This is a genomic window from Xenorhabdus sp. IM139775 (genome assembly GCF_028598745.1).
Taxonomy (GTDB): Bacteria; Pseudomonadota; Gammaproteobacteria; order Enterobacterales; family Enterobacteriaceae; genus Xenorhabdus.
Window position 1 is genome coordinate 17,067 of the sequence record NZ_JAQRFK010000041.1, and the last position, 13,282, is coordinate 30,348.

The window sequence follows — 13,282 nt, forward strand, 5'->3', positions numbered from 1 at the left end:
TCCTCTGGCAAGTCCCCCAAAAGCAAAAAATTGCATTTTCTCTCTGACTGATGATTAAATCGACAAATTATCTGCTTAACCATCAACTCAGAGATTAATTTGTGTACCGTTTTGTATTCAGAGCCGCACTTTATTTCTGAATAAAGTGCTCACGGTAATAGACCAATTCAGCGATGGATTCCCGAATATCATCCAATGCCTGATGGGTATTTTTCTTGCTGAATCCTGATAACATCTCAGGCTTCCAACGACGCGCCAACTCCTTGAGCGTACTGACATCCAAGTAACGATAGTGAAAATATTTTTCTAACTCTGGCATATAACGGAATAGGAAGCGACGATCCTGCCCCACACTATTGCCACAAATTGGGGATTTTCCTGCCGGTGCCCATTGTTCCAGAAAAGCAATGGTGGCTTTCTCAGCTTGCGCATCACCAAACTGGCTCTGCTTTACACGCTCGACTAATCCACTGGCGGTATGCGTGCGGATATTCCAATCATCCATCAACGCCAATTGTTCATCCGACTGATGAACCGCAATCACAGGCCCTTCTGCAAGGATATTCAATTCCGAATCGGTGACAATAGTCGCAATTTCAATTATGCGATCGCGCTCGGGATCTAACCCCGTCATCTCTAAATCTATCCAGATAAGATTGTTCTCACTTTTTGACATGATATATCCTAGTTTCCTTCAAAAGAGGTAGTCTGTATCTGTGGTGTATCATAACGGTTTTGATCACTCACAGCGATGATCAGGCAAGATAGATAAAAAATAAGTGAGGTTCAGTGGCTAAAAGTAAACTCTCCAAAGGGCAACAACGGCGTGTACAGGCCAATCATCAGCGCAGGCTGAATAACCCTGATGCCCAAAAACCAGAAATGGATGACAGCCAGTTTGGTGAACCACAGGAAGGATTGGTGATCAGCCGGTTCGGGCAACATGCCGATATTGAAGCCGCAGATTCTTCTATACAGCGTTGCAATATCCGCAGGACAATACGCTCATTGGTCACCGGTGATCGCGTGGTATGGCGCCCTGCGCTGCAACGCCAGTCTGAGGTCAAAATTAATGGTATCGTAGAGGCGGTTCATGAACGCACTTCCGTTCTTACACGTCCTGATTACTATGATGGCATCAAGCCAATTGCATCAAATATCAACCAAATCGTGATTGTTTCCGCTATCTTGCCCGAACTTTCGCTGAATATTATCGATCGCTATTTAGTCGCATGCGAAACACTCAATATCGAGCCTTTAATCGTACTCAATAAAATTGATATGTTGGATGCCGAAAACCGTGAATGGATCAATGAGGTTATGGATATTTACCGTCATATCGGCTATCGCGTGCTGGAAGTCTCCAGCTATACCGGCGAAGGTATCCCTGAGCTGACGACTCTGCTGGCTGACAAAATCAGTATCTTTGCCGGGCAATCCGGTGTCGGAAAATCCAGCCTGCTCAATACCCTGCTGCCTGACGATAAAGAAGATATTCTGGTCAACAATGTCTCAGATAATTCAGGTCTTGGTCAGCATACCACCACCGCCTCACGCCTTTACCATTTCCCGCTGGGGGGAGATGTGATCGACTCTCCGGGTGTCCGTGAGTTTGGGCTGTGGCATCTCACGCCAGAACAGGTTACCCAAGGTTTTGCTGAATTCCGCAACTATCTGGGGGAATGCAAATTCCGTGACTGCAAACATCAAGACGATCCCGGATGTGCCTTGAGGGAAGCGTTGGAACAAGGCGCCATTGCTGAAGAACGTTTCGAAAATTACCATCGGATTCTGGAAAGTATGGCACAGGTTAAACCACGCCGAAATTTCACCACCAGCCAAAAATAAGGCAATAATTAACGATATCCTGACATTCAAAATAATGGCAGGTACAATAGCCAACTTTTGTCCAATTTGCCAAGAAAAGATCCAAGAGGTTGACGTGCTGGATAATTTTAAAATCAGTCTACAATATTTACTACCAAAACAATGTATTACAAAATTGGCTGGTTGGTTTGCCAATAAAAAGGCGGGCTGGCTGACCCAGCTTGCCATCAAGGCATTCGCCAAAGTCTATAAAGTGGACATGAATGAAGCAAAAGATCCTTCATTCACCGCTTATGCAACATTCAATGAATTTTTTGTCCGTCCGCTGAAAGATGACATTCGCCCTATCGTCAATGAAGCCCATCAGTTGGCTCTGCCGGCAGACGGCACGGTAAGCCAGCTTGGCGCAATCCGCGAAGATCAGATTATTCAGGCCAAAGGCCACTATTACACGACAGAAGCCTTGCTGGCAGGGCAGTATCAACTGGCTGAACAGTTCCGTGATGGTCAATTTATCACAACTTACCTGTCACCAAGGGATTATCACCGTGTCCATATGCCGTGTGATGGCGTGCTTAAGGAGATGATTTACGTCCCGGGTGATCTGTTTTCAGTTAACCCATTGACCGCTGCCAATGTGCCAAATTTATTTGCGCGTAATGAACGCGTCATCTGTTTATTTGAAACCGCATTCGGCCCAATGGTACAAATTCTGGTTGGTGCTACCATTGTTGGCAGTATTGAAACCGTTTGGAGTGGCTGTGTCACCCCTCCGCGTGAAGGTATCATCAAGCGCTGGACTTATCCGGCAGAAGGTCAGGAAGGGGTTATCTCGCTTAAAAAAGGAGAGGAAATGGGTCGATTCAAGCTGGGTTCAACCGTGATCAATCTGTTTGCCGCCAATCAGATTGATTTTACCAACAACTTATACAGTGGTTCATCGACCCGCATGGGTGCCATGATGGCGCAAGCTATCACCTCAGAAGAACCCACAGTTAATACCGATGAATTCATGGCCGATGAATCCATGAATTAAAGATATCATCAGCGAATCAGAACCAAGGAGCCCCTTATTGTGCGCCTGATTATCAGTTTACTTTTCAGTCTCTTGATCATGAGTCCGGCTTTTGCCTCTGTGTTACCGTTGGATGAAAACCAACTGAAACAAGAGCTAAAGCAGGTTGGAGGCAGTAAAAGCTCACAAGATGCTGAAATCACGCACGCACTGCAAGGGGCAATAAATTGGGTTAATGAAACAAAATCCGCTACTGAACGCACCCAGAAGTATCAACAAGCCATTGATGAATTTCCGAAAATCATCAAAGAACTACGCCAGAAAATCCTCGCTGAAAACAGTGTCACCACGCCTATTCCGGCCAGTCAGACTATCAGCAATTTAGAACAGCAAATTATCCAGACCAATAACGAATTGCAGGAACAGGGGCGCCAATTACAACACGAACAAAATAAGCTCCGGGAAATCAGTGATTCCATGGGTCAATTGCCTCAACAACAAGCTGAGGCAAAGCGACTGCTGGCTGAGGCGACGGCTCGGTTCCAGTCTCTGGACTCACCTTCCACGCCGCTGGCGAAAGCACAATTGACACTGGCACAAGCAGAAGTCAACGCGCGTAAGGCAGTGGCCGATGAATTGGAGATGGCTCAACTTTCTGCCAATAATCGTCAGGAGATTGCGCGTATCCGCGCCGATTTATACAAAAAACGCTATCAACGACTGGATGTTAAGCTCCAGCAATTACGCAACCAGTTAAATACTCAACGCCAGCAGAAAACGGAATCTGCACTGGAGTATACAGAAATGCTGGCAGAGCAGAGTGGCGGAAAGCTGCCACAGTTTTTGCAGGATGAACTCCAGCAAAACCGCCAATTGTCGCAAATGCTCAATCAGCAAGCCCAGAGAATGGAAGCCATTGGTTCAAAACAGCGCAAGGCCAACAGCGAGATTCTGTCTGTTCTCCAAACACTGAATACGATCCGTGAACAGGCACAATGGTTAAACGATTCCACTGCCCTTGGCGAAGCCTTGAGAACCCGAGTTACCCATATTCCTGATATGTCAAAATCCCAGCAAATTGACCGGGATATTGTCGAATTACGGGTCGAAAGACTGAAATATGAGGAAGTACTGGAACGCTTGCAGCGGCCCCTCGAACAGGTATTACCCTCATATCACACCCTGACGCCAGAACAGAAGAAAGTCTACGAATCCCTTATCCGCACGAGGAAAGAGCTACTAAATTCTCTGCTATCAGGCTATGACAATGAGATACTGGAACAGACACAATTTAAGGTCATCACCAACAAATTAAATGATGCCCTGAAAGAAGTTCAGGAGGCGACTCACCGCTATCTGTTCTGGGTTGCGGATGTCAATCCTATCTCACTCAATTATCCGCTCCAGATGGTGCAAAATCTGACACGCCTGCTATCCCTGGATACGTTTTCCCAATTGGGTGCCGCAATCCATAGCATGTTGACCAAGCAAGACACTTTGCTCTATTTATTGGGAACTTTGCTACTGGTCATTTTTAGTGTTAGCTCACACCGCCAGTACCATGCTTTTCTTGAGCGTTCGAGCAATCGCATCGGTAAAGTGACACAAGATCATTTCTCCCTGACGATGCGTACCGTTTTTTGGTCTGTTATCGCGGCATTACCGCTGCCCATGCTCTGGTCAGCCATTGGTTATGGGCTGCAAAATGCGTGGCAGTATCCGATGGCGACCGCAATCGGCAACGGGGTACGTGAAACAACGCCTGTTCTGTGGGTCTTTATGCTCAGTGCCGCCTTTGCCCATCCTAATGGCCTATTTATCGCTCATTTTCGCTGGCCAGAAGAACGCATCAAACGAGCGATGCGTTTCTATCGTCTTTCCATTTTCCTGATCGTGCCCCTGATGATGGCATTGATCACTTTCAATCATTATAAAGATCAGGGCTTCATCTCAACCCTTGGCAGACTGTGTTTCATCATGCTGTGTGTTTCGCTGAGCTTGGTCACCAACAGCTTGAAACGTGCCGGCATCCCACTCTATATGGACAAACATGGTTCAGGCGAAAACATTGTTAGCTCTGTGCTATGGTGGATACTGCTCTCTGCCCCAATCCTGGCAGCACTTGCGTCAATTCTGGGTTACCTGCAAACCTCACAGGCGCTCTTGGGTCGTCTGGAAACTTCAGTCGCTATCTGGTTCTTCTTGCTGGTCATTTACCACATTGTGCGCCGGTGGATGCTCATCCAGCGGCGCAAAATTGCGTTTGAGCGGGCAAAACAACGCCGGGCGGAGATATTGGCCCAGCGCGCCAAAAGTGAAGAAGATTCTGCCAATATGAATAGCAGTGTCGAGGGTTCAATCGAGGTTGAAGAACCTGTCATCGATCTGGATGCCATCAGTGCCCAGTCGTTAGGGTTAGTGCGTTCAATCCTGACCATGATGGCACTGGTTTCACTTATCCTATTATGGTCGGAACTGCATTCCGCCTTCTCTTTTCTGGAAAATATCCGGCTCTGGAACGTGAGTACAACCATCAACGGTGTTGATAGCGTTCAGCCCATTACCTTAGGCTCCGTGTTAATTGCTATCTTAGTGATTGTCATTACAACGCAATTGGTCCGTAACTTGCCAGCCCTGCTGGAGCTCGCCCTGTTACAACATCTGGAGCTGACACCGGGAACCGGTTACGCCATTACGGCACTGACCAAATACAGCATTACTCTCATTGGCGGTCTGGTTGGTTTCTCTCTGGTGGGGATTGAGTGGTCAAAAATCCAATGGCTGATTGCCGCAATGGGGGTGGGGCTGGGTTTTGGCTTACAGGAAATTTTCACCAATATTATTTCAGGTCTGATCATCTTATTTGAAAAACCGATCCGCATTGGTGATACCGTAACGATCCGTGGCCTGACTGGCAGCATCACCAAGATCAATACGCGGGCAACAACCCTGTCTGACTGGGACAGAAAAGAGATTATCGTTCCCAATAAGGCTTTTATTACCGAGCAATTCATCAACTGGTCACTGTCTGACACCATCACCCGTATCGTCCTGACCATCCCGGTGCCGGCTGATGTTGATTCGGCAAATGCGACCGACATCTTAATATCTGCCGCCAGAAGTTCACCCTTAATTCTGGATAACCCGATGCCGGAAGTCTATTTAGTGGATTTGCAGCAAGGCATTCAGATTTATGAACTCCGTGCCTATGCCGCAGAGATGGGGCATCGTATGCCGGCCCGTCATGAAGTCCATCAACACATTTTGCAGGAATTCCACAAGCATGATATCACCTTGCCATTCCCGCCATTTCAGGCGCGTGTTGATATTTTCGGGCAAGAGATCCGCAGTGCAACCATGAACTATACGGGACGTAACCCCCCACGCAGGCCGGGGGAACTGTAACCTGATACTCACATGACCAAACGAATCCCTTTTCACGTTAGCGGGTTACTGGCATTCAATGGCGTTTCTATTTTGGGAAACGCCATCACTGAAATTGCCATTCCTTGGCTGATTCTGGAAATATCCGGCAGCCCGCTCTTGGTGGCTGGCGTGATGTCTGCCAAAATCCTTCCCTTGCTCTTTTCCATTTTCTTTAGCGCTCAATTAGTGGATAAATACGGGGCATACTCTATTTCCCTGTTATCTGATTTAGTGAATTTCCTCAGTGTCTTGCTGATCCCGCTGTTTTATACCGTGGATATCCTGCCCTTTTACGTATTGGCAGTTTTACTGATATTTTCCACTATCTTGGATTCCCCCGGACGCTTGGCAAAAGATGTCATTCTGGCAAAAGAGATTAAACAGCATAAAAGTGAACATGAGTTGGTTAATGGGATTAACAGTACGATTGAAAATATTTGCGATCTGATTGGCCCAGCCATTGGTTCACTGCTTATTGCCATGCTTGGCACGATTAACGCCCTCTATTTCGATGCAGTGAGTTTTTTCGTTGTGGCATTGGGGATAATGATTCTGAAAAAACATTTTGTTGCCAATATTAATGCAGTCACTCAAACTCCCGCCCTGCCACACCATTATTTCTTTGAAGCATTCAGATACATTAAATCCGCAAAAACGCTTTTCGCTGTACTGATTATCAGTTCGGTAGTGAATTTTGTTATCTCGCCATTTTTGATCGTTTATTTACCCTACGTGAATAAGCAAGAATTTAATTCCGTTGTAAGCCTCGGTGTTTCAATGACCTGCTTTGGTACAGGAACCACACTCTCGGCGTTACTCTATGCTGTTTATGGCAAATATTTTTCCGCCAACCGGATTATCATTATCGGCTACAGCTTATTGGCGTTATGCCTGATATCCCTGAGTCTGTTTAACGGACAATATGCCCTGTTCACCCAGCTTTTCGCGATTGGCATGTGCATTGGTTTTTCTGCTCCGGTCGAAATCACACTAATTCAACGTCAAGTACCAGAAAATTTGTTTGGCAGGATCATGACGCTATTCTCCTCTACACGTTTCCTCGCTGTGCCTGTAGGATATCTCTGTTTTGGTGCCGTGCTGGAATCCGGCCTTGCCGGGCAAACGCCATTGATCATGGCTGCCGTCGTCTTGGGAGGATTAGTGAGTTATTGGTTTGCACGCAAGGAGCGTAAATGAAAACGGCTATTTTTCCGGCGAATAAACCATTACAGCACAATAGTGCTTTGCCTTTATATCGCCAGATATATCAACGCCTTATGCAAGCCATCAACCAAGGCATATTAAAACCAGGGCAACGGATACCTTCTATCCGTACGTTATCCAGTGAAAGACAAAGTGCCAGATAAAAGAATCAGCACTTTGTCAATAATCTGATGGCTAGCTATTTTTATAGCAGGTTATTAAGATTATTTCCGGTTCAGAAAATAACAGATGCAAGTAAAGATTAATGCAAGTCCAGCCAAAAATAATGTTAGAGCTTGATAACCATGAGTCAATGTATCAAAGCGGGCTAATAAGAACACAGCAAAAGCGATACCGCAAGCTCCTCCCATATTATGAATAGTCCATGAGGTTCCCATAGCAACGGCGGCTTGCTCTCGAGGCAAAGCACCCAATGCAATTAATGTTGATGGCCCAAGAATTAAGCCCCATCCCATGCCAAATAACAACAGCGGGATAATGAACCACCAAACATTTGCCTGTGCTGAAGCCAGAGCAAGTAAAGCAGCAGCAGCTACAAAAAGTAGCAAGCCAACCAAAATGATCCGTGGCGGACCAAATTTTTCACTGCGATTACCCACCCAAGGAGAGGTCAAAGCAAACATGACTGTAGCAGGTAACAAAAACAAGCCTATCTCAATATCATTTTTCTCCAATTGTCCTGCAAAAAAAATAGGTAATGTCAACAGAACTATGCAATAGAAAAAAGCTAGAAAAAATGTTGCAAATAGTGCTGAAATAAAACGCATATTACAGAAAAAATGGAACTCAACAATTGGTTCTACTGTTTTTAACTCATGCCGTATAAAGATAAATAGAGCTATCACTGCAATAGCCAACAAACTCCATTGTTGTAGAGAATTTCCATCCAGAGAAAAATAACTAACCAGACTCGTTAGAAAAATAATCAGGAAAATACAACCGAGTATATCCAATTTTTTCACTTTTTCTGCTTTGTATTCAGGTATAGACCAGGCACATAGAATCAAGCTAATTATGATGAAAGGAATATTTATCAAAAAAGCATAACGCCAATCTACAATACCAGCAAATAATCCACCAATAATGGGACCTATTGCAAGTCCCAGTCCATTAATGCCAAATAAAATCCCAAGGGCTTTTCCTTGTTCATTTTTATCAAATAAATAGGAAATAATGGCACCAGAAACAGTATAGAGAACTGCACAGCCAATGCCTTGAATAAATCTAAAGGCAGTGATAGTGGCAAGATTAGTCGCAAGACCAACAAATAATGACGCTGCACCGAACAGCATTAACCCCCACACCAATATTTTTTTACGTCCGAAGCTGTCAGCCAATGTCCCGACAGGAACCATGAAAGCAGAAAGAGCTATCATAAATACAGACGTAATCCACTGTGTTTCTCTCAGTGAAGTATTAAATTCACGCCCAATTGCAGGAATAATCGTATTCACAACAGTGAGATCTATACACCCAAGAAAACTTGCAATACATATTCCAATTAATCCGGTATATTTTCGTATTTCAATTGCTGGTTCACTCATTCATTAGTTCCCTTTGCTCTACCTCAATAGAAGATTGTGATTTTTTCTTAAATTTCAAAGATAGCCAGTTAGCATATTTACTATATGACTCTTCAACAAAGACCTCTCTGGTTTTACTCATTGCCGCAGTCATTGATTTCGGATAAATTATAAAATCGATACCATCTTTCGCCCACATTGGCATGATGATAGGACATTCTTCAAGAATGTAAAAAAGTGATCGGTAAAAAGCACCTTCATATTCCGATGTTCCATATTTAAGATTATTTCTTTCTGCAAATACATTGATCGTTTCATTAATGCACGCACGATAATTTTCATTGGAGTAATACTCATTGAGAATACGATCATAATAATATTTATAATCTTCACGATTAAGAAATGTGTCCCAGCGAATTATCTCATTAGGTACTTTTAAATTAGATAAACTCTCTGCATTATTCTTTAACCATTCATCTCCGCACATCAAGCTGTAATTGTAATTATCACGTGCCGTTTCAGTACCATAGTTATGTCGTTGTAAAGAATCTGCTACAGCAATTATGCATTTACCGAAAGCGGATTGATTTATTTTATCTATTGTTGCAGAAAATTTTTCTCCCTCATGATATTCTTTTCCTACACTGATCAATAGAAGTACTGTCTTCTCTATATAATGATTCGCTTTAAACTTCCCTTGCGCTTGTAATGAAACTTTGTACATTTATTAACTCCAATAAACTAACGGATCATTTTCAGATATCACCCCAATGAAAGAACTAAGAGTTATACGATCTTGTTCTTTAACTGGGCGAACAGCATGTATAAAACGGGGGTTTAAAATGATTAGATCACGTATTTGTGGTTTAATTACTAAATCAGGTGTAGGCATGTCGTGACGATTAATACCATAATGTTGTTTTCCTTTCAGCCGCTCATATTCTAGAACACTAGGTTGGATATTCCACATTTCAAGCTCTCCACCATTATTAGGAACCTGCATGTAAATATTAGCTGAAAGTTGATATTGTAATTTCCAGTCAGTATTAGGAGGAAGTGTCCATTCTAAACTATCAATATGAGGTTCAAGATCAACATTTGGGGTAAGATAACGGCAAACACCCACAAAACATTTTTGTTTTTTAACCGATAATAAACGAGCACCTTCTGGCCAAATATCATCTAATAACGTTCTAAAATTATCTATTGGTGAAGCTAAATCACCGAATATACCACGTATCCGCTGGATATTTTTTATTGCTTGTTGGTGGTATTCTTGTCTTACTTCATCAGTCTTTATTTCAGCATAAGCAATACCGAGTCGAGTAAACTCTTGAGCATGCCCGAGAGCACCTTTCTCCTGATGAAAAAATAATTCTTCTTTTGCTCTCTCAATAACTGAAATTTGAACAAAATTAGGTATTCTTATAGCTAATATATCACCAATGCATAGTGCACGCAGATGATTACCTGTCAGAGACTTCACGTCAACTTCTATTACTTTATTCATATTATCTCCTGATGAAAACTGGGAAATAAGATTGCATAAAAAAACAAAAATAAATAAATAACAAATAATAATTAATTTATAACATTTAATAATAAACGATTAAAATGGTTAATAAATACACTGCAATAACAGACATTAAATTTAACAAGTTATTATTTTTTATAAAGTTAATTTTCATATGATTTGTATACAATGAAATAATAACTTTGATTTATTACTTTATTGACATTTTCAAGAAAGATTCATCAATCTGTTATTTCAAGTTCGATGATAATCACGATAAAGTAATAAGAACTTTCATTAAGCATGAACACTATTTTTAATATTCAATCTAACCATTTAATACATGATCGTTTTTCTCTACACGTTTCCTCGCTGTGCCTATAGGATATCTCTGTTTTGGTGCCGTGCTGGAATCCGGCCTTGCTGGGCAAACGCCATTGATCATGGCTGCCGTCGTCTTGGGAGGATTAGTGAGTTATTGGTTTGCACGCAAGGAGCGTAAATGAAAACGGCTATTTTTCCGGCGAATAAACCATTACAGCACAATAGTGCTTTTCCTTTATATCGCCAGATATATCAACGACTTACGCAAGCCATCAACCAAGGCATATTAATACCAGGGCAACGGATACCTTCTATTCGTACGTTATCCAGTGAATTGCACGTTTCACGTAGTACGGTTGAATCCGCCTATACACGATTACTTGAAGAAGGCTATCTGGAAGCCAGAGGCAAGCCGGTACAGTTGTTTCACCACGGCTTGCTGACACATCTTCACCTCCCGCAATACAACTCCCTCCTGCTTCAGATGAAACAGATTTATCGCTATTCGATTCTGCTTCATTAACGCAACCACTGATTTATCAACTGGGATTACCTGCGCTGGATCTTTTTCCCCGTAAGTTATGGAATACACTGACCGCTAAACAGATCCGCCTGCAAAGCCGGCATATGTCTTATCCGCAATCTGCGGGTTATCCACCATTGCGGGAAGCCATTGCCGCTTATCTGCAATTATCACGTGGAATAAGTTGCACTCCGCAACAAGTTTTTATCACTGCGGGATATCGTGGAGCGCTCAATCTTATCGGACGAGCTCTTCTGAAACCGCAAGATCAAGTTTGGCTAGAAGACCCCTATTTTCCGCCCAGTTATCATTTATTGACCCAAATGGGTGCCGAGATCGTTCCCGTGCCCGTTGATCAGAATGGGATCAATGTCGCCATAGGTAAAATACTCGCACCGGATGCACGTTTCGCACTAATAACACCTGCTCACCAAAGCCCGTTGGGAGTAACCTTATCAATGGCACGGAAACAGGCGCTTTTAGCATGGGCAGAGCAAAACAGGGCGTTGATTATCGAAGATGATTATGACAGTGAATTTCTATACGATAACCGCCGCCAGCCAGCGCTGGCCAGTCTATCGGATAATATTTTGTATATTGGTACATTCAGCAAAATCCTGACACCCGCGCTTCGACTCGCTTATCTGGTCGTACCTCCTGATCTCCTGTCGCATTTTAATACCACATGCCACGCTTGGCATGACGGTAGCCCTTTATTGCAGCAGGCCGTTGTCACTGACTTTATGCAGGAGGGTCATTTTTCACGTCATCTGCGTAAAATGCGTGCCATCTATGCTCAACGCAAGCAAATGGTGATTGAGAGCTTAGATCAGGTTTTTGGTACGCGTTTCCAATTCGATATTTCCATTGGCGGGCTGCATTTATTGGCAAAACTTGCTCAACATGAAGATGATGTCACCTTAGCCCAACAGGCCAGAAAAGATGGATTTGGGATTGCGGCGCTGTCTTCACGCAGTTTAAACGCTGATTGTGGCAAGGGGCTACTGTTTGGATTTGCTAATGAGCCAACGCCAGAAGCCGCCTTGAACCATGCTAAAAATCTGCAAAAATGTCTTTTACAACTTACTGACGCATCCCGATAGCCAGCCGATTCATTCCATTCATCAGCAGAGTCGTCATCACATACTTTAAAGCGAAATCCATTGAGTATAGCATAACGATGCATTTTGCCGCTGGGTTAATAGTTGATCACATCAGAACAATTGACCAACGTTGCATATCGGTCGTTCAAAGCAGCCATTGCAGCTCTATGTACTGAATCTGCATCAATTAATGAACCATCAACATATCTTAAATCACGACTGGCGCAAGCATCAGCACAGACAAAATTTTCATATCCTAACTCTAATGCTTTAATTGTCGTAGCCGTTACACACATATGACTCATAAAACCAGCCAACACTAGCTGTTTACGGCTAGTAAGTGATAACAAATCACCTAAGTCAGTATTATAAAATGAATTGGGTAGTGATTTGGTGATAATCTCCTCTTCACCATTAGCCTCAACATCCTTAATCAAACTCGCTTTATCTGTTGTAGGATCAAACACTACAGAGCCAGATTTAGCATGATGTACAACATGAAATACAGGAACATTATTTTTTCTGGCATGTGCTAACAGCTTGGACGCGTTAATCAGGGCTTTTTTTCCTTGTTCACCTAATTGTAAGGCACCATCAGAGTATTCTTTTTGAAAATCAATCAATACTAGAGCGGTTTTATCCCAATCAAGTATCTTTTGGGGTGCGCCAGAAATTTCCAGTAACGTTTTTGGTGAGTTCATTATCTTACCTTTATTGGTTAATTAAACCCATTTAGGTTACGAGATATCATATAGAAAGTAATTGTGAAATATTGCATATTGTATACGCAAAAAAATTTTTATT

Annotated in this window: 13 protein-coding genes; 8 read left to right on the forward strand and 5 right to left on the reverse strand. The window is 43.1% G+C overall.

Translation table 11 applies throughout. From position 1 onward, the window contains the following. Nucleotides 1-130: 130 nt before the first annotated feature. The gene (gene orn, locus PSI17_RS10180) at nt 131-676 is read right to left on the reverse strand and encodes an oligoribonuclease (RefSeq protein WP_273551887.1); all 546 of its coding nucleotides are present in this window, start codon (nt 674-676) and stop codon (nt 131-133) included. Nucleotides 677-789: 113 nt separating this feature from the next. Between orn and rsgA the strand changes: the two genes are divergently transcribed. The 5 genes from rsgA (at nt 790) to PSI17_RS10205 (ending at nt 7,635) form a co-directional block, all read left to right on the forward strand. Beyond that, entirely contained in the window at nt 790-1,848 is a 1,059-nt protein-coding gene (gene rsgA / locus PSI17_RS10185) for a small ribosomal subunit biogenesis GTPase RsgA (protein WP_273551888.1), read from the forward strand. A gap of 94 nt (nt 1,849-1,942) precedes the next feature. After that, a complete protein-coding gene (gene asd, locus PSI17_RS10190) occupies nt 1,943-2,863 on the forward strand; it encodes an archaetidylserine decarboxylase (protein ID WP_273551889.1) in 921 nt (306 codons plus the stop codon). 39 nt (nt 2,864-2,902) lie between these two features. Beyond that, nucleotides 2,903-6,247: a miniconductance mechanosensitive channel MscM gene (gene mscM, locus PSI17_RS10195; protein WP_273551890.1), complete on the forward strand. Its 3,345-nt coding sequence runs from the start codon at nt 2,903-2,905 to the stop codon at nt 6,245-6,247. Between the two features lie 12 nt (nt 6,248-6,259). Next, nucleotides 6,260-7,465, forward strand: a complete 1,206-nt coding sequence (locus tag PSI17_RS10200) for an MFS transporter (protein WP_273551891.1) — start codon at nt 6,260-6,262, stop codon at nt 7,463-7,465. After that, the gene (locus PSI17_RS10205) at nt 7,462-7,635 is read left to right on the forward strand and encodes a GntR family transcriptional regulator (protein ID WP_273551892.1); all 174 of its coding nucleotides are present in this window, start codon (nt 7,462-7,464) and stop codon (nt 7,633-7,635) included. Before PSI17_RS10200 ends, PSI17_RS10205 begins: the two co-directional genes overlap by 4 nt. 60 nt (nt 7,636-7,695) lie before the next feature. Here the strand turns inward: PSI17_RS10205 and PSI17_RS10210 are convergent, their stop codons facing one another. The 3 genes from PSI17_RS10210 to PSI17_RS10220 are packed head-to-tail and all read right to left on the reverse strand — an operon-like array spanning nt 7,696 to nt 10,525. Beyond that, the gene (locus PSI17_RS10210; protein ID WP_273551893.1) at nt 7,696-9,036 is read right to left on the reverse strand and encodes an MFS transporter; all 1,341 of its coding nucleotides are present in this window, start codon (nt 9,034-9,036) and stop codon (nt 7,696-7,698) included. After that, nucleotides 9,029-9,739, reverse strand: a complete 711-nt coding sequence (locus tag PSI17_RS10215; protein ID WP_273551894.1) for a hypothetical protein — start codon at nt 9,737-9,739, stop codon at nt 9,029-9,031. The genes PSI17_RS10210 and PSI17_RS10215 overlap by 8 nt, the downstream gene beginning before the upstream one ends. A gap of 3 nt (nt 9,740-9,742) precedes the next feature. Then, nucleotides 9,743-10,525: a 2OG-Fe(II) oxygenase gene (locus tag PSI17_RS10220; RefSeq protein WP_273551895.1), complete on the reverse strand. Its 783-nt coding sequence runs from the start codon at nt 10,523-10,525 to the stop codon at nt 9,743-9,745. 377 nt (nt 10,526-10,902) lie between these two features. On the opposite strand from PSI17_RS10220, the gene PSI17_RS10225 reads away from it, so the two are divergent. From PSI17_RS10225 to PSI17_RS10235, 3 genes are all read left to right on the forward strand, one after another. After that, nucleotides 10,903-11,034: a hypothetical protein gene (locus PSI17_RS10225; protein WP_273551896.1), complete on the forward strand. Its 132-nt coding sequence runs from the start codon at nt 10,903-10,905 to the stop codon at nt 11,032-11,034. Then, nucleotides 11,031-11,375, forward strand: coding sequence for a winged helix-turn-helix domain-containing protein (locus PSI17_RS10230; protein WP_273551897.1), 345 nt, complete (start codon nt 11,031-11,033; stop codon nt 11,373-11,375). The genes PSI17_RS10225 and PSI17_RS10230 overlap by 4 nt, the downstream gene beginning before the upstream one ends. A gap of 83 nt (nt 11,376-11,458) precedes the next feature. Further along, entirely contained in the window at nt 11,459-12,478 is a 1,020-nt protein-coding gene (locus tag PSI17_RS10235) for an aminotransferase-like domain-containing protein (RefSeq protein ID WP_337927209.1), read from the forward strand. 95 nt (nt 12,479-12,573) lie between these two features. On the opposite strand, the gene PSI17_RS10240 is transcribed toward PSI17_RS10235, so the two are convergent. Continuing rightward, the gene (locus tag PSI17_RS10240; RefSeq protein ID WP_273551898.1) at nt 12,574-13,179 is read right to left on the reverse strand and encodes a cysteine hydrolase family protein; all 606 of its coding nucleotides are present in this window, start codon (nt 13,177-13,179) and stop codon (nt 12,574-12,576) included. Nucleotides 13,180-13,282: the final 103 nt, after the last annotated feature.

Coding starts and splice junctions, on each gene's coding strand:
- PSI17_RS10210 (WP_273551893.1), bottom strand. CDS start 9,036: ATGAGTGAACCAGCAATTGAAATACGAAAATATACCGGATTAATTGGA.
- PSI17_RS10220 (WP_273551895.1), bottom strand. CDS start 10,525: ATGAATAAAGTAATAGAAGTTGACGTGAAGTCTCTGACAGGTAATCAT.
- PSI17_RS10230 (WP_273551897.1), top strand. CDS start 11,031: ATGAAAACGGCTATTTTTCCGGCGAATAAACCATTACAGCACAATAGT.
- PSI17_RS10205 (WP_273551892.1), top strand. CDS start 7,462: ATGAAAACGGCTATTTTTCCGGCGAATAAACCATTACAGCACAATAGT.
- PSI17_RS10240 (WP_273551898.1), bottom strand. CDS start 13,179: ATGAACTCACCAAAAACGTTACTGGAAATTTCTGGCGCACCCCAAAAG.
- PSI17_RS10215 (WP_273551894.1), bottom strand. CDS start 9,739: ATGTACAAAGTTTCATTACAAGCGCAAGGGAAGTTTAAAGCGAATCAT.
- PSI17_RS10200 (WP_273551891.1), top strand. CDS start 6,260: ATGACCAAACGAATCCCTTTTCACGTTAGCGGGTTACTGGCATTCAAT.
- orn (WP_273551887.1), bottom strand. CDS start 676: ATGTCAAAAAGTGAGAACAATCTTATCTGGATAGATTTAGAGATGACG.